Raw genomic sequence first — 21560 nt, forward strand, 5'->3', positions numbered from 1 at the left:
GAAAAACGAAAGCGGGCGACACTGTCCGAAAAAGATAACACAGGGAGGATGCGGTGTCGTACCGCAAGGATACCATACTTGCCATGGTCCGGCAGCAAGGCCGTGTCATGGCCGAGGATATGGCGCGCGCGCTGAACACCTCGGTCCAGACGATCCGCAAGGATCTGCGCGAGCTTGAGGCCGCCGGTCAACTGACGCGCTTTCACGGCGGGGCGGTCCCGAGGGCCGGTCGCGAGTACATCGACTACGACGTACGCCTGTCCATCGCGGCGGAGGTGAAGCGCGAGATCGGTGAAAAGGCTGTTGGCCTGTTGCCGCGCGGCGCGACGGTTTTTGTCAACGCGGGCACCACGACCGAGGCGGCGGCGCGTGCATTGCGCCCCGGCATGGGGCTGACGGTGATCGCCGACAACGTGAGAATTGCGAATATCACCAGACAGATACCGGGTATCACCACGATGATCGCGGGCGGCGAAGTGCGCGCGGCAGACGGGGCGGTTGTGGGGGCGACGGCGGTGGCCTTCCTTGACCAGTTCCGCGCGGACTACGCTTTGATAGGTGCCGCGGCGGTCGGCCCGGAGGGGGCGCTGCTGGACTTCGACCTCGATGAGGCGATGGTAGTCCGGGCGATGATGCGCAACGCCACGCACTCCCTCATCCTTGTCGATTCGAGCAAGTTCGAGGCGACCGCTCCGGTCCGTGTGGGCGACGTACGCGACGCACAGGCGCTGGTCACCGATCGCTGTCCGGGGCGGATCCGGGCACTCTGCAATTCAGCCGGTGTCGATGTGGTCGAGGCGGTTTCCGCAACGGATGAACACGCCGCCAATCGGATCGCTTGACTCGATGCTTCGTTTCGAACAGCATCCGAAACCAATCGACGCAAGGGACGAAAGATCCCCGTCGGTCCTGTGGGAGGGAACAGCTTGATCCTGCTCGGCGCGCCTTTGCGCATCCTGTCGGCCGTGAACGCCGGCATTCTGACCGTCGGGCGTCAGCTCGCCTGGGTCGCGTTGGCGATCATGGTGATCGTGATCCTCGCCCAGATCTTCTTCCGTTATGTCCTCGGCGATGCGCTGGCCTGGTCCGAAGAACTCGCCCGCTTCTTCATGCTCTGGATGACCGGGCTGATTGCGCCGTCGGCCTACCGCTGGGGCGGGTTCGTTGCGATCGACATGCTGCCACATGCGCTGCCGCAGCGGCTCGCGGCGGCGCTGAACCTTGTGCTTCTGGCAGTCGCGCTGATGGTGCTGGTTGTCGGCCTGCGCCTTGGCTGGGAGGACGTCACCGGCTTTGGCGGGCGTTTCGCCACCGCCTCGCTCTGGGTGCCGGCCTATTTCGAATTCGCACGGCCCGAGGGGGCACTGCTGCCCGACATCACTTTCGTGGCCGAGCCGACGAAGATCGCCAAGAAATACATGATGGCGTCGCTGCTGACCTGCATGCTCCTTCTGGTGATGGTGAACATCGAGCTGATGCTGCGCGCGATCATTCGCCTGTTCGACCCTGAAACGACTTTCGACATGGTGCCGGATGCTGGCATCATGAGCGCGGGAGCCGACTGATGCTGCTGTGGTTCCTGCCTGTTTTCCTGATCTTCCTGATGATCGGCATGCCGGTCTTCTTCGCGCTGCTCGCGGCGCCCGGCATCCTGATGTACCTCGACGGCGAGAAGCTCGCGCCGCTCTATCGGAACGTCTACAACGGCATGGACAGCTTCCCGCTGATGGCCTTGCCGTTCTTCATGCTGGCGGGCGAGCTGATGAACCGGGGTGGGATCACCCTGCGCCTTGTCGAGTTCAGCCAGGCCGTCATGGGCCACCTGCGCGGCGGGCTGGCGCATGTGAACATCCTCAGTTCGATCCTCTTCGCGGGGCTTTCGGGCTCGGCGGTGGCGGACACTTCGGCGCTGGGCTCGACCCTGATCCCGGCGATGGAGAAGAACGGTTATTCGCGCCGGTTTGCCGCCGCGATCACCGCCGCATCGAGCGTCATCGGGCCGATTATCCCCCCCTCGGGGATCATGATCATCTACGCCTACGTGATGGGCGAAAGCGTTGCAGCACTGTTCCTCGCGGGCATCGTGCCGGGTGTTATGGTGGGCGTCGGCCTGATGCTGGTCGTGCGCCTGATGGCCGATCGCTACGATCTGCCCAAGGCCGAGCGCATCGTGCGCAAGGGTCAGACGGTCAGCCCGGTCGAAAACCTGATCGCGCGCATCCTGGCGCGGGTCAACTTCGTGGGCATCCTCTGGGGGGTGTCGCTGCTGGTGACAGCCGCCGCGGGCATTGAGGACGTGCCGACGCTGCCGGTGCTGGTGGTGCTGCCTGTCGTCACGGAAGCTTTCTTCCGCTACATGCGCCCGCGCATGTCCGAGGATGTCCGCGTGGTCTGGAAGCGCGCGGTGGTGCCACTGCAGACGCCGATCATCATCCTGGGCGGCATTCTGGTCGGCGTGTTCACCCCGACCGAGGCCTCGGTGATCGCGGTGGCCTATGCGATCCTGATCTCGTTCTTCATCCTGCGCTCAATGAAGCTCTCGGACCTGCCGTCGATCTTCATCCGATCGGCGCTGGGCTCGTCCACGGTGCTGCTGCTGGTCGGCGCCGCGGTTGCCTTCAAGACGGTGGTCGCGCTCAGCCACGCGCCCGAGGAGATGGCCGAGTTCATCCTGTCGCTGTCCGAGAACCCGCTGACGCTGCTGTTTCTGATCAACATGCTGCTCTTCGTGGTCGGCATGTTCCTCGATGCGGGGCCCGCGATCATCATCCTCGGCCCGATCCTGGGTCCGATCTTCACCGAGATCGGGGTTCATCCGGTCCACTTCGCCATCATCATGAGCGTCAACCTGACCGTGGGCCTGGCCACGCCGCCGATGGGGCTGGTGCTGTTCGTCGCGTCCGGTGTCTCGGGCGAGCGGGTGGAGGCCATTTCCAAGGCCATCCTGCCGTTCCTGGCGGTCGAGGTCGCGGTGATCTTCCTGATCACCTATGTCCCGGCCATTTCGTTGACCGTCCCCAGGCTGACGGGGTTCATCCAATAGGGCCGAAAGAAGCCGAAACCATCATCTGACAGGAGGAAACAGATGCACTTCAAGAAACTCGCCGGGTCGCTCCTGGTTGCCACGCTGCTGGCCGGCGGCGTCGCGCAGGCTCAGGACTTCACGATCCGCGCCACCGCCAACTCGAACGAAAATGACGAGGACGCAGACGGTCTCAACGTCTTCAAGCAGTATGTTGAGGCGGCCTCGAACGGCGCCATCGCCGTCGAGACCTTCATCGGCACGCAGCTCTGCTCGACCGGGCAGGAGTGCATGCAGGGCATCGCTGACGGTTCGATCGATGTCTACATCTCGACCTCGGGCGGCACCTCGGGGATCTTCCCCTTCGTCCAGGTGCTGGATCTGCCGTACCTGATGGCCGACGACCGTATCGCCGAGGCGGCGCTGGCGAACGGCTCGCCGCTGGTCAAGACCATGCAGCAGATGGTGCGCGAGACGTCGGGCGATGCGATCCGCCTGATGACCATCGGCAACACCGGCGGCTGGCGCAACTTCGCCAACACCAAGCAGCGTGTGGCCAAGCCCGAGGATCTGGCTGGCATGAAGATCCGCACGGTGGTCGCGGACTTGCCGCAGGAACTGGTCAAGGCGCTGGGTGCCAGCCCGACGCCGATCCCGTGGCCCGAGCTGTTCACCAGCCTTCAGACCGGCGTGGTCGAGGGATCGAAGAACGGCATCACCGACATCATGGGCATGAAGTTCCCCGACGCGGGCCTTCAGTACATGACGCTGGACGGCCATGCCTACATGGGCGCGCTGTGGTTCATGAACAACGAGAAGTTCATGTCCATGCCCGAGGACCTTCGCAAGGTCGTCGTGGACGGCTTCTACCAGTTGCAGCAGGCGACCTTTGCCTCGCCGAAGCGCAAGTCGATCCAGGCCTATGAGGATTTCGTCGCCGGTGGCGGTGACCTCTACGTGCCGACGCCCGAAGAAAAGGCCGCTTTCGCCGAGGCTGCCGCGCCGGTCTACGACTGGTTCAAGGCCAATGTCGACGGTGGCGAGGAGATCTTCGCCGCGATGACCGAGGCCGTTTCGCAAGCCGAGGCACAGATCAACGCGGTCTATGAAGGCGAGCTGAACTGATCAACCGGGCCGTGCCCTTCGGGGGCGCGGCCCGACAGTCCGCGCCGGGGTGCGCCCCGAACACGGAACGCCCGGCAGGCCGGGCATGGACTTCCAGACCTGACCGACAGACCGCAGCCTTCCAGGGCCCGACCCATGACGCCGAACGACAGCCAGATTCGCCCACAGACGCGCCCGCTCCGGGCCGCCTCGGCTATGTCATTCGAACGGGTAGAGCCAGGGGCGGTAGTCGTCGATCAACACCTGCGCGCGGGCGATCTGTTCCGGCGTCATCTTCTTGACGACCTCCTCGATGCTGATCGCCGCGTCCGGATCGCCGCCGATGGCGCTGAGCGCATACCACAGATACGCGCGCACGAGGTCCCCTTCGGGCATGCCGCGGCCGATTTCGTAGTACCAGCCGACGCCGGACTGCGCGCCGGGGTGGCCCTTCATGGCCGAGCGCAGATACCAGTCGAACGCCCGCTCGTCGTCGCGCGCGACCCCGAGGCCGAGGGCGTACATCACTCCGATCAGTTCCTCGGCATCCGCGTTGCCCGAGCGCGCCGCCGGCCACAACTCCTTGTACGCCTCCTCGAAGCGTCCGGCCTCCATCAGGTCGCGCGCATGTTCGATTTCGGCCAGTGCTGGGGCGGCCAGAAGGGTCAGCGCAAGGGCAATGGGTTTCAGCATGTTCGTCCTCCGTTGGCCGGACTGTGCCTTGCTGCGGGGCTTGCCTCAAGCGTGACCGCACAAGAGGCGCTGGGGCCAGACGACTTCCTGCCGTTCAACGAGAAGGCCGCCGAAGTCGGGCGGCTGCTGTTCTATGACCCGGTTCTGTCGGGCAACCGGGATATCTCGTGCGGGACCTGCCATCACCACGACCACGGCACCGGCGACGGGCTGAGCCTGGGCCTGGGGCAGGGCGCCAGCGGGCTGGGACCGGAGCGCACCGCCGCGCCGGGCGTGGTCCTGAAGCGGATCCCGCGCAATGCCCCGCCGCTATGGAACCTCGGCGCCAAGCAGGTGCGGGTGCTGTTCCATGACGGGCGGCTGGAGCCCTCGGATCTTTACGACAACGACTTCAACTCTCCGGCCGAAGAATTCCTGCCCAAGGGCCTCAACGGCATTCTCGCCGCGCAGTCGCTGATCCCGCTGACCGCGCGCTTCGAGATGGCCGGCGATCCCGAGGAGAACCCGGTTGTCCGCGCCGTCCTGCGTCGCCCTTCCGAGGGTTGGGCGATGATCGCGCAGCGGGTCCGGACAATCCCCCAGTATGTCGATCTGCTGCGCGCGGCGTACCCCGAGATCGCACGGCCCGAAGATGTCGATATCTCTCACGTCGCCAATGCATTGGGGGATTTCATCAACGCGGAATGGCGCAGTTTCGACAGTCCTTATGACCGGTACCTGGCGGGCGAGGACGCGCTGAGCCCGGCGCAGGCTCGCGGCATGGACCTGTTCTTCGGCGCGGCGGGCTGCGCGGACTGTCACTCCGGCGCGCTGCTGACTGATCAGGGCTTTCACGCGCTGGCACTGCCGCATATCGGCCCAGGACGCACGCGGCGGTTCGATCCAATCCCGCGCGATGTCGGACGCATGGCCGAGACCGACCGGATCGAAGACGCCTACCGTTTCCGCACGCCCGGCCTGCGCAATGTCGCGCTGACCGCGCCTTACGGGCACAACGGGGCCTACCGGACGCTGGAGGGCATCGTGCGGCACCATCTGGACCCGCTGGGGATGCTGGACGCGTGGACGCCAGACGAAGCGATGCTGCCCGAGGTCGCGAATCTTTCTCCCAACGATTTCATGAATTTCCAGGATGAACGTGAAGCGCGTCGTCTACGGGCGCGGGTAGACATCACGCCGCGCAGTCTGACCGATGCGCAGGTGGACGACGTTGTCGCCTTCCTGAATGCACTGACCGGCGGGGACAGCGTGACCGGCCGGTTGGGACGGCCCGAGAGCGTGCCCAGCGGGCTTGAGGTGGACTGAATGGCCGAAGTGCTCGTCTGCGGCTCGACCGCGATCGATTTCCTGTTCATGGTCGACGCCTTCCCGGACCGCCCCGAGAAGTACCGGGCCAGCGATGCCGCCATCGTCGGCGGCGGCTGTGCGGGCAATGCCGCCGTGGCCATCGCGCGGCTCGGCGGTGAGCCGAGGCTCGCGGCGCGGGTCGGGCAGGACATGATCGGCCGGATGACCTGCGACGACCTCGAGGATTGGGGCGTCGACACTTCTCTGGTGATGCGCAGTCCTGGCGGGCGCTCGGCCTATTCCTCGATCCTCGTGGATGGGGCGGGGGAGCGCCAGATCGTCGCCTTTAGAGGAGAGGGGCTGGCCGAGCGGCTGGACAAGGACCTTGGCCGCCCCGCTGCCGTGCTCGCCGACACCCGCTGGCCCGAGGCGGCGATGCAGGTGTTCGCCCATGCCCGATGCCTTGGCATCCCGGCGGTGCTGGACGCCGAGGCCCCGGTGCCAGAGGACCTTGCCGCCGCCGCGACCCATGTCGCCTTTTCGGCGCAAGGACTGGCCGATTTCACCGGCACCCGCGACCTGGACGCTGGCCTTGCGAAAGCCGCCCGCCGCACTGGCGCCTGGGTCTGCGTCACCGACGGCCCCTCGGGCACGCTGATCGCCGGGGCGAACGATCCCGAGCGCATCCCGGCGCCGAAGGTCGCTGCGATTGACACGCTCGGCGCGGGCGACGTCTGGCACGGCGCCTTTGCGCTGTCGCTGGCCGAGGGTCGATCCGAACGCGAGGCGGTGGTCTTCGCCAATGCCACCGCCAGCCTGAAATGCACCCGCCCCGGAGGCCGCCAGGGCGCGCCGACGCGGGCCGAGGTGGAAGAGTTCATGCAAGGAGCAGACTGATGCAGCTTACGCCCGGAAAACTCTGGGGTTTCCGACGCCTGGCCGACGCGGCAGGCCGGTTCAAGATGACCGCCGTGGACCAGCGACCGCCGATCAAGAACCCGATCGCCAAGCACCACAACGCCGCCGAGGCCCCCTGGGAGGAGGTCGCTCGCTTCAAGACCTTGCTGATCGAGACGCTACAGGCGGAAAGCTCGGCCCTGCTGCTGGACCCGCATTACGCGATTCCGATGGGGCTGGACCGCATGTCGCCCGCCAAGGGCCTGATCGTGACGCTCGAGGACAGCCTGTTCGAGGAGACCGACGGCGGTCGCCTGTCCTCCCAGATCGACGACTGGACCGTTGGCAAGATCAAGCGCATGGGCGGCGATGCGGTGAAGGTACTGGCGTGGTACCGCCCCGACGCCGCGCCCGAGATCTGCCGCGCCCAGCAGGAGTTCACCCGCCGCATCGGCGACGCCTGCGCGCAGCATGACATCCCGTTCCTGTTCGAACTGCTGGTCTACCCGCTCAAGGGCGATGCGGACCAGACCAAGGACTATGTCGAGATGCAGGCCAAGCATTCCGACCACGTGCTGGCCTCGGTCGAGGAATTCGCCAAGCCCGAGTACGGCGTCGACATCTTCAAGCTGGAAAGCCCGGTGAACGCGAAGGCGGCGGATGGCTCGGCGCAGGTTCAGGCGCTGTTCGACGAAATGGGCCGGCTGGCGGGGCGTCCGTGGGTCATGCTCTCGGCGGGCGCGGGCAAGCCCGAGTTCAAGCGCATCCTGGAACACGCCTATGCGGCGGGTGCCTCCGGTTACCTCGCAGGGCGGGCGATCTGGCTGGATGCGTTTCAAGCCTATCCCGACTGGGCGGCGATCGAAGCCGGGCTGCGCGATGGCGGCATTTCCTACATGCAGGAGCTGAACGCGCTGACCGATGCCAAGGCCATGCCCTGGGCCGAGCATCCGGCGTTCGGCGGCACCGGCGCGCGGTTCGCGCCTGCCGACGCCAGCTTCCGCCACGCCTATGCCGAGGCCTGAGATGGCGCGGATCGGACTTCTTCCGCTGGGCCGGCCCACCTTCGACGTCGCGTTCGCGAACGAGAAGCTGGCAGCGATGCTGACGGCGCTGGACGCGACGGGGCATGATCTGGTCGGTCCGCGCGAGCTGCTCTTCGACATGGATGCCGGGCGCAAGGCGCTGGCCGAAGTGACTGGGCAGGGCATCGACCGGCTGCTGGTGCTGCAGGTGACCTTCACCGACGCCGCAATGGTGGTCGAGGCGGCGAACGGCTTCGACGGCCCGCTGGCGATCTGGGCCGTGCCCGAGCCCCGGCTGGGCGGGCGGCTGCGCCTCAACGCGTTCTGTGGGCTGAACCTGGCGAGCCACGCGCTGGGGCTGGCGGGGCGCAGCTTCGACTGGCTGTACGCAGACCCGGAGGGCGCGGACGTGGCGGCTCTGCTGGCGGGCACGCGGCCTTCGGGCAAGCTGGAGCCTCAACCAGTGACCGAGACCGGGCCGGACGGCGAGCGGATTGCCAAGGCGCTCTCGGGCAAGCGCATCGGGCGGATCGGCGCGCACCCGGATGGGTTCGATACCTGCGCCTATGACGCGGACACCCTGAAGGCCCTGACCGGCGTCAGCGTCGATGCGCTGGAGATCCAGTCGCTGTTCGCCGACGCGCGCGCCTTGCCCGAGGACGCCGCCGCCGGTCTGCGCGCGCAGACGGCGCAGGCGCTGCCGGATCTGGATGAGGTGGACCAGGCAGAGCTCGACCGCTCGCTGCGGCTGCGGGTGGCGCTGGACAACCTGCGGGCCAAGGGCAGCTATGACGCCTTCGCGATCCGATGCTGGCCCGAGACGTTCACCGAATACGGCGGCGCGGTCTGCGGTCCCGTCGCGCAGCTGGGCGAGGCCCGCGTGCCCTGCGCCTGCGAGGCCGACGTCTACGGCGCGCTAACCCAGATGCTGCTGCAGGAGGCCGCCGACGCGCCCGTATTCCTGGTCGATCTGGTCGACATGGACGAGGGCGACAATACCGGCGTCGTCTGGCATTGCGGGCAGGCACCGTTGTCGATGGCCGACCCGGACGAGCCCCCGCACGCCACGATTCACACCAACCGCAAGATGCCGCTGCTCTACGAGTTTCCGCTGAAACCGGGGCGCGTCACCTTCGCCCGCGTCAGCCAGGCGCAGGGCCAGCCGCGGTTGGTGATCTCGGGCGGCGAGGCGCTCAAGCGGCCCAAGGCCTTCACCGGCACCTCCGGGGTGATCCGTTTCGACCGGCCCGCGAGCGCGGTGCTGGACGACGTGATCGCCTCGGGTCTCGAACACCACATGGCCTTGGCCTATGGCGATCACCGCCCCGCGCTGCGGCAGGCGGCGGCCGCGCTCGGCCTTCCCGTTCTGGAGATCTGACGGACATGCAGAAGACATACGGCATCATCGGCGCCGGCATGATGGGGCGCGAGCACATTCGCAATATCGCCCTTCTGGACGGCGCGCGGGTCACCGCCATCGCCGAGCCCGACGCCGAGCAGACCGCGCTTTCGCTGGAACTGCTGGGCGAGGGCGCGCACGCCTACCCCGACCATCGCGCGATGCTGGCAGCCGAGGAACTGGACGCGCTGGTCATCGCGGCGCCAAATCACCGGCATCTGCCGATTCTGCGCGACGTGCTGCGCACCGAGATCCCGGTGCTCTGCGAGAAGCCGCTGGGCCTGAGCGATACCGAGTGCGTCGAGATCGAGGCGCTGCAGGCGCGCCGCACCGCCGCTCTCTGGGTGGCGATGGAATACCGCTACATGCCCGCGGTCGGGCGGCTGATCGAGGAGGTTCGGGCCGGAACGGCTGGCGACGTGCGGATGCTGACGATCCGCGAGCACCGCTTCCCCTTCCTCGACAAGGTCGGCAACTGGAACCGGTTCAACGCCCAGTCGGGCGGGACGCTGGTCGAGAAGTGCTGTCATTTCTTTGACCTGATGCGGCTGATCCTGCAGGCCGAGCCGGTGCGGGTCTTCGCCTCTGGCGGGATGGACGTGAACTTCCTCGACGAGGACTACGCCGGTCAGCGGCCGGACGTGCTGGATAATGCCTATGTCATCGTCGACTTCGACAGCGGCCAGCGCGCGATGCTGGACCTGTGCATGTTCGCCGAGGGCGCTGAATGGCAGGAGGAAATCTCGGTCGCCGGGACGCTGGCACGGATGGACGCGCGCGTGCCCGGCCCGGCACGCTTCGCGCCTGGCGGTCTGGAGCGGCATGGCGAGTTCGCAACCTACGAGCGGGCGACCAAGCGTGTGATGCGCGAGACGGTCGAGACAGATCCGCGGATCCTGCGGGCCGGGGATCACCACGGTTCGACCTATTTCCAGCACGAGGGCTTCCTCGCGATGCTCAATGGCGGTCCGGGTCCCGCGGTAACCGTCGAGGACGGGCGGATCGCCGTGGCGGTCGGCGCGGCGGCGGAGGAGAGTGTGCGAACCGGATTGCCGGTGATGCTCAGCGGGATCGGTGCGGAGGCGTTGCGGGCCTAGGGGCCTCCTGGTCCGGCGTCCGTCTTCGGGCTGGCGCCGGTTGCCTCCGGCGGGAGTATTTTACGGATAGAGAAGGCGCGGTGTGCACTTTCGGGCGGCGCTCGGTGTCAGGTCAGGCGCGATTGGGCGCGCTGGCGCGCGAGGCCGCTGTCGACATCGTTCACGCCCAGTAGCTTGACGACAAGGCGCAGGAAAGCGTTTTCCGCGTGGTCGCGGTCGGCGTCGGCGAGGGCGACCGACCACAGTGCTTCGACGATGGCACCGCGTTCCTCGTAGGGCACGCCGTCCTTGATTGCCTTGGTCAGGTGGACCGTGTCGCCAGCCTCGAGTTCCAGCGCCTCGCCTTCTGCGCGCAGCTCGGCGGCATCGGTTGCGGACAGCCCGTAGCGGCTGGACAGGATCCGGTCTATGCGCTCGCGCTCGGCCGGGGCGTAGTCGTCGTCGATCCGGGCGCAGCGCACCAGCAGCGCCGCCAGTGAGCGGCGGTAGTCGCCCTGTGGGTCGGGCTGCGGGGCCTCGCCGAGGAGGCGGTTCATCAGGTCAGCAAACATGCAGGCTCATGTAGGGCGGCGCGGGCCGCCCTGAAAGGGGTCAGACGAGGCGCGACTGTTCCAGAGCGGCGCGGATGAAGTCGCGGAACAGCGGATGCGGCTCGAACGGTTTGGACTTCAGCTCGGGGTGGAACTGCACACCGATGTACCAGGGGTGGTCCTTGTACTCGACGATCTCGGGCAGGCGGCCGTCAGGGGACATGCCCGAGAATTTCAGCCCCGCTTCCTCCAGCCGGTCGCGATACTTGATGTCGACCTCGTAGCGATGGCGGTGGCGTTCCGAGATGTCGCTGCCGCCATAGATTTCGGCGACCTTGCTGCCGTCCTTAAGCACCGCGTTGTAGGCGCCGAGGCGCATGGTGCCGCCCTTGTCGTCCTGCGTGGTGCGCTGGATCGTGCGATTGCCCTCGACCCATTCCTTCAGGTGGTAGACGACGGGCTCGAAGCGCTTCACGCCGGCCTCGTGGTCGAATTCCTCGGAGCCGGCGTTCTCGACGCCGGCCAGATCGCGGGCCGCCTCGATCACCGCCATTTGCATGCCGAGGCAGATCCCGAGGTAGGGCACCTTGCGCTCGCGGGCGAACTGGGCGGCGCGGATCTTGCCCTCGGTGCCGCGTTCGCCGAAGCCGCCGGGGACCAGGATCGCGTGATAGCCTTCGAGCAGCGGGGCGACATCCTCGTCTCGCTCGAAGATCTCGGCGTCGATCCACTCGGCGCGGACCCGGACCCGGTTAGCCATGCCGCCATGGGTCAGCGCCTCGGCGATGGATTTGTAGGCGTCCTCAAGCTGCGTGTACTTGCCGACGATGGCCACGCGGACCTCGCCGTCGGGGTTGTAGACGCGGTCCGCCACGTCTTCCCATTTCTCGAGGTTGGGCTTCGGCGCTGGGGAAATCCCGAACGCGTCCAGCACCGCCTGGTCCAGACCCTCGCGGTGATAGGCCAGCGGCGCCTCGTAGATCGACTTGAGGTCCTGCGCGGCGATCACGGCATCGGGGCGCACGTTGCAGAACAGCGCCAGTTTCTCGCGTTCCTTTTCGGGGATCGGGCCTTCCGAGCGGCAGACCAGCACGTCTGGCGCGAGGCCGATCGAGCGCAGTTCCTTGACCGAGTGCTGCGTCGGCTTGGTCTTCAGCTCGCCGCTGGCCTTGATCCAGGGCAGCAGGGTGAGGTGCATGAAGATGCACTGCCCGCGCGGCTTTTCCTGCGCGAACTGGCGGATCGCCTCGAAGAAGGGCAGGCCCTCGATGTCGCCGACAGTGCCGCCGATCTCGCAGAGCATGAAATCGACCTCGTCCTCGCCGATCGAGATGAAGTCCTTGATCTCGTTGGTGACGTGCGGGATCACCTGAATCGTCTTGCCGAGGTAGTCGCCGCGGCGTTCCTTCTCGAGCACGTTGGAATAGATGCGCCCCGAGCTGATCGAGTCGGTTGCCCGGGCCGCAACGCCCGTGAACCGCTCGTAATGACCGAGGTCCAGGTCGGTCTCGGCGCCATCGTCGGTGACGAACACCTCGCCATGCTCATAGGGGCTCATCGTGCCGGGGTCGACGTTCAGGTAGGGGTCGAGCTTGCGCAGTCGAACCGAGTAGCCGCGCGCCTGCAGAAGCGACCCGAGCGCGGCCGAGGCCAGACCCTTGCCCAGGCTCGAAACCACACCACCGGTGATGAAGATGAATCGCGCCATGTTGCGACAGCGCCTCCCGTGCGCCTGACCGGGACGGACCCGGCAAAAATTACTGCTCCACGGGATTACAGACGTAAGGGATTCTCGCGGCCAAAACAAGCCGCGACAACGCTATATCTCGTGGAATGGGGAAAAGGGGCAACCAAGGGTGCCCCGGCGAAGCGGGCAGGGGCGGCAGTCTTGCGCCCCTGCGGTCATCGGCTCATTCGGCCGGCGGAGGAACCGCGGGGCCGGAGCCGTCGGCGCCGGTTGCGGGCGGCGGGGTCAGGTCGCCTTCCAGCGCCGGGGGCAGGGCGATGCCGCCACCGGTCGTGCCATCGGCGGGCGCGTCCACGCCGACCCGGTCGATGACCGAGCTGCCGGCGGAATCCTGCGTAGCGAACCACGTCAGTGCGAGGCTGGTGCAGATGAAGCCGATCGCCAGGATCCACGTCACCTTGGCCATGGGCGTGGTGGGCGGGCGACCTGACATCACACCGCCGCCGCCACCGCCGATCCCCAGGCCGCCGCCTTCGGAGCGCTGCAGCAGCACCGACAGGATCAGCGCCAGCGCCAGCAGAAGGTGGATGATCAAAACGATGTTTTCCATGACGTGCCCGTGGGGTTCCCGTGCGTTTCCGGCTCAGCGCCGGTGTCTAGGCCATGAGGTCGGGATTGTCGATACGCAATTCAAGCGCACGCCGGGACAAGCGGTCCGGGCGTGCGCTCAAGCGGATCAGGCGTTGGTTTCCTCGACGTCGTCCACGTCCAGCTGGCCGGACAGGCGGCGGCGGATGATCGACCAGCTGAGGCCGACGCCCATGACGATCGAGAGGGTGATCAGTGCAAGCCACGTCATCACAGACGGGTTCTCGATCGAGATCATGCCGGCCTCGATCAACACCCAGACCAACGCGCCGATGAGCGCGAGGACCAGGGCGATGCCGACGATGCCGATGGAGCGGACAGTGGCGCGCAGGTAGATGACATAGGCGACCGCCAGCAGCAGGCCGATGAAGACCTTGATGGCCGGCGCTTCGCCGAAGCCATTGCTGACCCAGTGCACATAGCTGAAACCGGCGGGGTTGTAGGTCAGCAGGACCAGCGCCAGTGCGGCGGCCCAGCGGATCAGGAAGGCTCTGCCCATGTCTTGCTCCTGCAATTCGCGTTCGGTGCGGACCTTAGCGGGGGCAGGGCGTCTAGGCTAGGGAGCCGAGGGCGCGCATCCGGGGAAAGGGCTCCCCGGATGCGCGATTGTCACAGCCAGTAGGTGGCGATCAGTTCTTGGCCTTGTCGACCATCTTGCCTTCCGAGATCCACGGCATCATGCCGCGCAGCTTCTCGCCGACCGCTTCGATCTGGTGGGCATCGTTGTTGCGGCGGATCGCCTTGAACGACGGCTGGCCGGCCTGGCATTCCTGCATCCAGTCGCGGACGAAACGGCCGTCCTGGATGTCCTTCAGGACCGCCTTCATGCGGGCCTTGGTCTCGTCGTAGGGCAGGATGCGCGGACCCGAGACATATTCGCCGTACTCGGCGGTGTTCGAGATCGAGTAGTTCATGTTCGCGATGCCGCCCTCGTAGATCAGGTCCACGATCAGCTTCACCTCGTGCAGGCACTCGAAATAGGCCATTTCCGGATCGTAGCCGGCCTCGACCAGTGTTTCGAAGCCCATCCGGATCAGTTCGACCAGACCGCCGCAGAGCACCGCCTGCTCGCCGAACAGGTCGGTCTCGCACTCCTGTTTGAAGTCGGTCTCGATGATGCCCGAACGGCCGCCGCCGATGCCCGAGCAGTAGGATTTGGCGATCTCCAGCGCGGTGCCGGTGGCGTCGTTGTGAACGGCGACCAGGCAGGGCACGCCACCGCCCTTGACGAATTCGCCACGGACGGTGTGGCCGGGGCCCTTCGGCGCCATCATGATGACGTCGACGCCCGGCTTCGGCTCGATCAGGCCGAAGTGCACGTTCAGGCCGTGGGCGAATGCGATCGCGGCGCCTTCACGCAGGTTGTCGTGGACGTATTTCTTGTAGGTGTCGGCCTGAAGCTCGTCCGGCATGGTCAGCATCAGGACGTCGGCCCAGGCGGACACCTCGGCCAGGCCCATGACCTGCAGACCCTCGGCTTCTGCCTTGGCGGCCGAGGCCGAGCCTTCGCGCAGGCCGATGGCCAGGTTCTTGGCGCCCGAGTCGCGCAGGTTCAGCGCGTGGGCGTGGCCCTGGCTGCCGTAGCCGATGATGCCGACCTTCTTGTCCTTGATCAGGTTGATGTCGCAGTCGCGATCGTAATAGACGCGCATGGCGTTGCCTCCGGTTATGGTTGTCGTTCGAAGTGACCGGCGCAGCATAGGGCCGGTCCGCGGTGAACGGGTTTGCCATTTTTGCGGAATTCACGGATTATGCGGCGCATTCATTCACTGAATGTTGCTTGCGCAGAGGATTCATGCAGATCGACCGGATCGACCGCCACCTTCTGAGACTGCTGCAGGAGGATGCCGCGCGCCCCGTCTCGGCGCTGGCCGAGGCGGCGGGGGTGTCGGCCTCGGCCGCGCGGCGACGCATCGACAGGCTGGAGGCCGAGGGCGTTATCGCCGCCCGCCGCGTAGCGCTGGACCTGAAGGCGCTGGGCTACGAGGTGCAGGTCTTCCTGCGTGTGACGCTGGAGAAGACCGAACCGCGCGCCTTCGACGACTTCATCGCAGAGGCCCGCAAGATCCCGAACGTGCAAAGCATCGAGACCCTGCTGGGCCGGGTCGACATCCGCATGGACGTGGTGGCGCGGGACCTGGCGCACTACCAGCAGATCTACCAGGAGCGGATCCTGGCCTTGCCGCATATCTCGGATATCGAGGCGCTGATGCTGGTGAGCGAACTGAAGAACTCGGAGGCGCTGGCAATCTGATGGCCATCGACCTCGACGATACCGACCGGGCGCTGCTGCGGGCGCTGATCGAGGACGGCGGGCGGTCGGCGCAGGTGCTGGCGGACATCACCGGCATCTCGCAGCCAGCCGCCTGGCGCCGGGTCAGACGTCTGGAGGATGCGGGCGTCATCACCGGCCGCCACGCGGTGCTGGACCGGGAAGCACTTGGATTCGGCGTCGTGGTCTTCCTCGGCGTGAAGCTGGCGGCGAAGGGTCGGGTGAGCCTTGCCGAATTCGAGCGCGCGGTGATCGCCATTCCCGAGGTGCAGCTCGTGCAGCATGTGCTGGGGGTCTACGACTACCGGCTTAAAGTCGTGGCGCGGGATCTGGGCGATTTCGAGCGGATCCTGCGGCGCCGGATCATGACCCTGCCGGGCGTGGGCGAGATCGAGTCGAACGTGCTGTTGCGGCAGGAGGACGTGGGCCCCGACGCGCTGTTCGGGGCCGGACGTTAGCGCTTGCGGCCGTCGCCGGGTGCCTCCGGCGGGGATATTTGGGGAAAGTGGAAGGCGGGGCGTTTCGCGCCGAGGCCGAGGCGCATCGCGGCGGTTTTCAGCGGTGTGGTGCGGTGCAGGAGGGCGAGCCCGGCGCGGCGGGCGGCCTGCAGGGTCGGCTCTCCGGCCATCGCGGCGCGGTTGAGGGCGTCGATACCGGCGACGCGCAGCGCGGTCTCGGGTTGGCGGGCGCGGTTGTAGCGGGCAAGCAGCTCGGGCGCGCCGATGTCGCCTTGGGTGTGGGTGATGAGCTCTTTCAGGCACGCGACGTCGGCCAGTGAGGTGTTGAGGCCCTGCGCGCCGATCGGCGGGACCACGTGCGCGGCCTCGGCGATCAGGGCGAGGCGCGGCGCGTCGAAGCGGGCGGCGATCTGGCTGATGATCGGCCAGGCGGCGCGGTCGGAGGCCAGCACCAGCGGGCCGTACTCGTTGCAGGAGCGCTCGGTGGCGGTCTCGGCGAAGGCCTCCGGCGAGAGGGCGCGGAGAAGTGCAACCTCGGGGCCGCGCTCCATCCAGACGACGGCGGAGTGTGGCAAGCCGTCCTGATCGGGCAGCGGCACCAGCGTGAACGGACCGCCGGAGCGGTGGATCTCGGTCGAGATGTTGTCATGCGGGCGTGGGTGCGAGACGGCGAAAACCAGGGCCTGTTGGCCGTAGTCCCATCGCGGCGCGGTGGTGCCCGCCGCTTGTCGGAGCGGGCTGTCGCGGCCGTCCGCGGCGACGACCAGCGGCGCGCGAACCTGGCGGCCGTCGGAGAGGTGCAGGATCGCTTCCGAAGTCCGCGGCGTCATGCGCTTGACGGCGGTGCCGGGCAGCAAGGTTGCGAAAGGCTGGGCTTCGAGATGCGCCAGCAATTCGCGCCTGATCAGCCAGTTGGGCAGATTGACACCGAACCGCGCCTGACCGATCTCGGCCGCGTCGAAGTCGGCACGCTCGCGGACCGTGCCCTCGGGACCGGCGGCGTCGATCAGGCGCATGATCCGCAGGTCGGTGCCGTAGGGCGCGAAACGCTGCCAGAGCCCGGCATCCTCCATCAACGCGATGGCCGGTTCCAGAAAGGCGGTCGAGCGCAGGTCGGCACCCTTGGCGGTACCGGTGGTGACCTGCGGCGCTGGCTCGACGCAGACCGTGCGCAAGCCCATGGCGGCAAAGACTACCGTCGCGGTCATGCCGGCGATGCCGCCGCCGGCGATGGCGATATCCGCAGTCAGGATCTCGGGGCGCTCTGTCATGAGCAGCAACCTAGTCCCCTCGCACTGGGCGGGGAAGGGCGGCTAGACCAGTTGCGACAGAAAGCCCGGCAGGTCGCTGGTATGATGCTCGACATGGGGCGCGGGCGCGGCCTCGGGCGCGACGTGGACGGTACGCATGCCGAGCCCGTGCGGAACCTGCAGGTTGCGCGGGTCGTCCTCGAACATTGCGGCTTGAGCGGGGTCCAGGCGGTCGGCTTCGAAGACTGCCGCGAAGGCCTCGGCACGGGGTTTCGGGACATAGCCCGCATCCTCGACGCCGTAGAGCGCGTCGAACACGCCATCGAGCCCCAGAGCCGCCGTCACGCCGCGGGCGTGGCCGCGCGAGCCGTTGGTGTAGACGATCTTGCGCCCCGGAAGCGTCTCGATCGCACCGCGCAAGCCGGTATCGGCAGCGATGCCGGTCAGATCGATCGCGTGAACCTCTTCGAGGAAATCGTCAGGGGCGACCTGGTGGTGCACCATCAGCCCGGCGAGCGTGGTGCCGTGATCCTCCCAATAGGTGCGGCGGAGCGCGGCGGCGGCGGTCTGGTCCAGGCCCAGCCGGGCGCGAATGAAGCCGTTCATCTTTGCCTCGATCTGGTCGAACAGCCCCGCGCCGGGCGCGTAGAGCGTGTTGTCCAGGTCGAAGACCCAGGTGCGGACGTGAGAGAAGCGGTCTTTTGGCATTCTCCCGACATACGCTGTTGCGGGGGCGGGCTCAACGGGCCGCGGATGCTGCGCCGCGGAAAATTCATCGACAACCTGCGTTCCGGGCGGTAAGCCGTTGAGCGGACGAGAGGAAGCGGATGCCGAGCGATATCCAGGCGCACAAGGATGCCTACGACCTGGTGCTGGACGCCATCGACAAGGGCGAATACCGGCCGGGCGACCGGCTGGTCGAGGCCGAGCTGGCCGAGCGCTTCGGTGTAAGCCGCACGCCGATCCGCGAGGCGTTCCAACGACTTGAAACGCAAGGCATTCTCGCGCGCGACGGGCGTTCGCTGATCGTCGCGTCACTGAACCATGACCAGATCGGCGAGCTCTATGTCCTGCGCGCCGAGCTGGAGGCGCTGGCTGCGCGGCTCGCCGCCCAGCACGCCACACCCGAGGAGATCCGGGTCCTTTTCTCGATGATCGAGGAGGACCGTAAGCTTCTGGGCCAGCCCGACCGGATGAGCCGCGCGAACAAGCGCTTTCATCGGCAGCTGCACCTGGCCAGCCACAACCGCTATCTGGTGCAGCAGCTCGAGGCCGTGCACCGCTCGATGGCGCTGATGAGTTTCACCACCTTCCAGGCCGAGGGCCGTGCCGAAGTCGCGCTGGACCAGCACCAGGCGATCGTCGACGCGATCGAGGCGCGGGACGGGCAGGCGGCGGACCTGGCGATCCGAGGGCATATTTCTTCGGCCTATGAGACGCGGCTCAAGCAGGGCGCGGGGCGGCTCTAGGGGAGCGGGTGTGAGCAGGCGGATCGTTCTCCACATCGGGATGGAGCGCACTGGCACGTCGGCGGTGCAGCGTTTCCTGGCCCGCAACCGCACCGCGCTGCGGCTGATGGGCGTGCGCTATCCGCGGCCCAGGTCCGGCGCGCCGGAGAAGCACCAGGACTTGGTGCATGCGATCCGTTCCGGCGATGACGAGGCGATACGTGCGCTGGTAGCGGCCTATACCGACGGCGCCCGCGCGCCGATTACCGTGCTCAGCGCCGAGGGGTTGTCAGGACCGGATCCGGCCTACGCCCGTGCCCTGTCGCCGCTGGCCGGGAAGTTCGATGTACGCGTCGTGGTCTATTTGCGGCGGCAGGACGAATGGGCGCTGTCGGCCTACAAGCAGGCGGTGTTGGACCCCGAGAAGGCCGAGGCGCGCCCGGTGTCCGAATGGCTGGACGACCCGCGCACGCGCGCGCGGCTGGACTATTCCGAGATGCTGACCTGGTGGGAAGAGGCGTTCGGGGCCGAGAACATCCGGCTGCTGCGTTATCCGCACGATCTGCCGCTGTTGGCCGGGTTCCTGTCTGCGGCGGACCTTCCGGCGGCGGCGGGGCTGCTGCCGCATCGGTCCCTGCGAGTGAACGAGACCGTGGGGGACGCGCGGTTGCTGGAGGCGCTGGCCCGCAACGGGGCCGAGACGGTGGTGCCGGATCTTCCACAGGATGCGCGGGATGCGCTGCTGGAAAGCCTGCGGCCCGGGAACAACCGGATCCGGGAGCGGTATCTGCCGCAGAGCCATACGCTGTTCGGTGTGGCCTGAGGACCGGTCCAAGGGCAGGCTTGGGGACGCCTCCGGCAGGAGTATTTTCGGGATGAAGAAAGTCGGGTGCGTCAAAGGCCGTGGGTGGTCTTGGCCCAGTAGAAGGGTCTGCTGAATAGCTCTCCCACGGCGCGCCATGCGGCGAGTGCGCCGAGCGGCCAGTAGAGAAACAGCAGCGGCACCGTTTTGAGCAGGTGCCGGCGGGGGCGGGCCCAGACCGCGCGCACGGCGACCGCCGCCATCAGCAGTTGGCCAATCGTCATCGAGGCGAACCACGCGCCCCAGAGCCAGCGCGGGCCTGTCTGGAACACGGGCAGGTCGAAGCCGAGCCAGCCCGCCCATAGTGCCCAGTAGATCGGAGTCGCGAGATAGGCTGTCAGCCCGCCCAGCAGCAGCAGTTGGAACCCGGCGAAGCCCATCGGGCCGAGATCGCGCCAGAGGCGGCCAGGACGGCGGATGTGTGTCGCCCAGGTCATCGCATAGCCCTTGAGCCAGCGGGAGCGCTGGCGGATCCAGGGCAGCGGATGGCAGTTCGCTTCCTCGTAGGTGGTGGTGGCAACCATTTCCGTGCGGTAGCCAAGTCGCGCGAGGCGCATTCCAAGATCCGCATCCTCGGTCACGTTATGCGCGTCCCATGCGCCGATCTTCTCGAGCACCTCGCGTCGGAAGAAGACAGTCGTTCCACCAAGCGGCAGGGGCATGCGCAGGCGCTGGACGCCGCGCAGCAGGACCCGGAACCAGATCGCGTATTCGACGGCGAAACAGCGTGCGAGCCAGTTCTGGCGCGGGTTGTAGAAGTCCAGGTAGCCTTGCACGCAGGCGACATCCGGCGGCGCGGCGGCCATGTGCTCGGCGACGCGGCGCAGCTGGTCCGGCTCGGGCCGGTCCTCGGCGTCGTAGATGCCCACGATGTCGCCGCGACAGAAGTTCAGCGCCAGGTTCATCGCCCGCGGCTTGGTCTTGAGCGTGTCCGGCGGCGCCGTCAGCACCCGTGCCCAGGGTGGCAGCCTGCTTTGAGCCAGCGCGATCGGCGTCGCCACGTCGTCGGCCTCGAGGATGAAGATCACGTCGAGCCGTTCGCGCGGATAGTCCGAGGTCTCGAGCGCGGCGATCAGCTGGCGCAGCGTCGCGTCCTCGCGGAACAGCGGGATCAGCAGCGAGATCACCGGCAGCGGCGCATCCGAAGGGGCGCGGCACGGGGCGGATTGCCCGGCGCGAAAGCTCTCGACAAGGGCGACCGCCCGCAGCGCCATGGTGCATGCGTTGACCAGCGCCAGCCAGCTCAGCAGGCCAAGGAACAGCGGTACGGGGGCGAGCAGCGCGACTGCCATCAGCGCAAGACCGAGGACAGGCAACAGGCGGCGGCCCCCGGTCCAGCCACGGCAGGAATAGGGTTCGGGGCAGCGGTCGCGGGCGGCGGTGGCCAGCGCCGGGCCGTGGAGGGCGAGGATTGCATCCTCGATTGCGCGGCGGTCGGCGATTGCAAAATCGGCGGACGCTTCCAGGTCTGGACGCAGGTCCAGCAGGCGCGCGCGCGCGCCCGGCCCGTCGACGGCGATCACCAGCCGATCGTGCCGCCGTTTCCACGGGAGGATGCCGAGGCGTAGCAGGCCGCGTGGGTCCATGCCGCGGGAAAGGGCGGGGTCGGGAGGCTCGGCCTTGAAGTCGGCGAGCGGCAGGCGGGTCTGTTGCGAAAGCGCCTGCGCGACGGCCGCGCCGGTGACGAGACCCCGGCGGCGCAGCGCTTCGCCCAGCGGAACGACGCCCCGCGCCGACAACGCCGCATCGACCGCAGCGCGCGGCACGAGGCCCGACGCGTGCAGCAGATCGCCCAGCCGCGGCGCGCGCGCCGCCGGTCTGCCGAAGTCCTTGGCTGCGGCGGTTCTGGGCACGCGTCGGTCCTCGCTACGGGGTGTTGCG

The 21560-nt window shown here is 67.4% G+C and carries 22 protein-coding genes; 13 read left to right on the forward strand and 9 right to left on the reverse strand.

Annotation, left to right across the window (positions count from 1 at the left end; translation table 11 throughout):
- The first annotated feature begins 53 nt into the window (after positions 1 to 53).
- The 4 genes from ACW9UR_RS03850 (at position 54) to dctP (ending at position 4147) form a co-directional block, all read left to right on the forward strand.
- A complete protein-coding gene (locus ACW9UR_RS03850) occupies positions 54 to 842 on the forward strand; it encodes a DeoR/GlpR family DNA-binding transcription regulator (RefSeq protein ID WP_458915588.1) in 789 nt (262 codons plus the stop codon).
- Positions 843 to 926: 84 nt separating this feature from the next.
- Positions 927 to 1565 carry a TRAP transporter small permease gene (locus tag ACW9UR_RS03855; RefSeq protein WP_458915590.1) on the forward strand — a complete coding sequence of 213 codons (639 nt, stop codon included), beginning with the start codon at positions 927 to 929 and terminating at the stop codon, positions 1563 to 1565.
- The gene (locus ACW9UR_RS03860; protein ID WP_458915591.1) at positions 1565 to 3043 is read left to right on the forward strand and encodes a TRAP transporter large permease; all 1479 of its coding nucleotides are present in this window, start codon (positions 1565 to 1567) and stop codon (positions 3041 to 3043) included. Before ACW9UR_RS03855 ends, ACW9UR_RS03860 begins: the two co-directional genes overlap by 1 nt.
- A gap of 42 nt (positions 3044 to 3085) precedes the next feature.
- Entirely contained in the window at positions 3086 to 4147 is a 1062-nt protein-coding gene (gene dctP / locus ACW9UR_RS03865; RefSeq protein ID WP_458915592.1) for a TRAP transporter substrate-binding protein DctP, read from the forward strand.
- Positions 4148 to 4345: 198 nt separating this feature from the next.
- On the opposite strand, the gene ACW9UR_RS03870 is transcribed toward dctP, so the two are convergent.
- Complete coding sequence (locus ACW9UR_RS03870) at positions 4346 to 4819, reverse strand: tetratricopeptide repeat protein (protein ID WP_458915593.1); 474 nt, start codon at positions 4817 to 4819, stop codon at positions 4346 to 4348.
- A 51-nt stretch (positions 4820 to 4870) separates the two neighbouring features.
- Here ACW9UR_RS03870 and ACW9UR_RS03875 point away from each other — a divergent pair, with 51 nt between their 5' ends.
- From ACW9UR_RS03875 to ACW9UR_RS03895, 5 genes are read left to right on the forward strand one after another with little or no spacing between them, the layout of a single operon-like run.
- Positions 4871 to 6124 carry a cytochrome-c peroxidase gene (locus ACW9UR_RS03875; protein ID WP_458915594.1) on the forward strand — a complete coding sequence of 418 codons (1254 nt, stop codon included), beginning with the start codon at positions 4871 to 4873 and terminating at the stop codon, positions 6122 to 6124.
- Positions 6125 to 7003, forward strand: a complete 879-nt coding sequence (locus ACW9UR_RS03880; RefSeq protein WP_458915595.1) for a PfkB family carbohydrate kinase — start codon at positions 6125 to 6127, stop codon at positions 7001 to 7003.
- Entirely contained in the window at positions 7003 to 8028 is a 1026-nt protein-coding gene (locus ACW9UR_RS03885) for a tagatose 1,6-diphosphate aldolase (protein WP_458915596.1), read from the forward strand. The genes ACW9UR_RS03880 and ACW9UR_RS03885 overlap by 1 nt, the downstream gene beginning before the upstream one ends.
- 1 nt (position 8029) lies before the next feature.
- Positions 8030 to 9406, forward strand: coding sequence for an L-fucose/L-arabinose isomerase family protein (locus ACW9UR_RS03890; RefSeq protein WP_458915597.1), 1377 nt, complete (start codon positions 8030 to 8032; stop codon positions 9404 to 9406).
- A 5-nt stretch (positions 9407 to 9411) separates the two neighbouring features.
- On the forward strand, positions 9412 to 10524 hold the full coding sequence (locus ACW9UR_RS03895) for a Gfo/Idh/MocA family protein (protein WP_458915598.1): 1113 nt from the start codon (positions 9412 to 9414) through the stop codon (positions 10522 to 10524).
- A 107-nt stretch (positions 10525 to 10631) separates the two neighbouring features.
- On the opposite strand, the gene ACW9UR_RS03900 is transcribed toward ACW9UR_RS03895, so the two are convergent.
- From ACW9UR_RS03900 to ilvC, 5 genes are all read right to left on the reverse strand, one after another.
- A complete protein-coding gene (locus tag ACW9UR_RS03900) occupies positions 10632 to 11075 on the reverse strand; it encodes a tellurite resistance TerB family protein (RefSeq protein ID WP_458915599.1) in 444 nt (147 codons plus the stop codon).
- Between the two features lie 40 nt (positions 11076 to 11115).
- A complete protein-coding gene (locus ACW9UR_RS03905) occupies positions 11116 to 12762 on the reverse strand; it encodes a CTP synthase (protein WP_458915600.1) in 1647 nt (548 codons plus the stop codon).
- Positions 12763 to 12964: 202 nt separating this feature from the next.
- A complete protein-coding gene (gene secG / locus ACW9UR_RS03910; protein WP_458915601.1) occupies positions 12965 to 13351 on the reverse strand; it encodes a preprotein translocase subunit SecG in 387 nt (128 codons plus the stop codon).
- 126 nt (positions 13352 to 13477) lie between these two features.
- A complete protein-coding gene (locus ACW9UR_RS03915) occupies positions 13478 to 13888 on the reverse strand; it encodes a DUF6524 family protein (RefSeq protein ID WP_458915602.1) in 411 nt (136 codons plus the stop codon).
- Between the two features lie 130 nt (positions 13889 to 14018).
- Complete coding sequence (ilvC, locus tag ACW9UR_RS03920; RefSeq protein ID WP_458915603.1) at positions 14019 to 15041, reverse strand: ketol-acid reductoisomerase; 1023 nt, start codon at positions 15039 to 15041, stop codon at positions 14019 to 14021.
- 143 nt (positions 15042 to 15184) lie between these two features.
- Here ilvC and ACW9UR_RS03925 point away from each other — a divergent pair, with 143 nt between their 5' ends.
- Positions 15185 to 15643 (forward strand): Lrp/AsnC family transcriptional regulator, encoded by a 459-nt coding sequence (locus ACW9UR_RS03925; protein WP_458915604.1) that lies wholly within the window; start codon positions 15185 to 15187, stop codon positions 15641 to 15643.
- A complete protein-coding gene (locus ACW9UR_RS03930; protein WP_458915605.1) occupies positions 15643 to 16119 on the forward strand; it encodes an Lrp/AsnC family transcriptional regulator in 477 nt (158 codons plus the stop codon). Before ACW9UR_RS03925 ends, ACW9UR_RS03930 begins: the two co-directional genes overlap by 1 nt.
- Here ACW9UR_RS03930 and ACW9UR_RS03935 read toward each other — a convergent pair.
- Positions 16116 to 17390 (reverse strand): FAD-dependent monooxygenase, encoded by a 1275-nt coding sequence (locus ACW9UR_RS03935; RefSeq protein WP_458916163.1) that lies wholly within the window; start codon positions 17388 to 17390, stop codon positions 16116 to 16118. The genes ACW9UR_RS03930 and ACW9UR_RS03935 overlap by 4 nt on opposite strands.
- A gap of 42 nt (positions 17391 to 17432) precedes the next feature.
- On the reverse strand, positions 17433 to 18077 hold the full coding sequence (locus tag ACW9UR_RS03940) for a pyrimidine 5'-nucleotidase (RefSeq protein ID WP_458915606.1): 645 nt from the start codon (positions 18075 to 18077) through the stop codon (positions 17433 to 17435).
- A gap of 119 nt (positions 18078 to 18196) precedes the next feature.
- Between ACW9UR_RS03940 and ACW9UR_RS03945 the strand changes: the two genes are divergently transcribed.
- Together ACW9UR_RS03945 and ACW9UR_RS03950 are read left to right on the forward strand one after the other, a co-directional pair.
- Entirely contained in the window at positions 18197 to 18838 is a 642-nt protein-coding gene (locus tag ACW9UR_RS03945; RefSeq protein WP_458915607.1) for a GntR family transcriptional regulator, read from the forward strand.
- A 10-nt stretch (positions 18839 to 18848) separates the two neighbouring features.
- The gene (locus tag ACW9UR_RS03950) at positions 18849 to 19640 is read left to right on the forward strand and encodes a hypothetical protein (RefSeq protein WP_458915608.1); all 792 of its coding nucleotides are present in this window, start codon (positions 18849 to 18851) and stop codon (positions 19638 to 19640) included.
- A gap of 71 nt (positions 19641 to 19711) precedes the next feature.
- Here the strand turns inward: ACW9UR_RS03950 and ACW9UR_RS03955 are convergent, their stop codons facing one another.
- Positions 19712 to 21532, reverse strand: coding sequence for a glycosyltransferase family 2 protein (locus ACW9UR_RS03955; protein WP_458915609.1), 1821 nt, complete (start codon positions 21530 to 21532; stop codon positions 19712 to 19714).
- Between the last annotated feature and the right edge of the window lie 28 nt (positions 21533 to 21560).

It is taken from the genome of Halovulum sp. GXIMD14794, assembly GCF_054457455.1.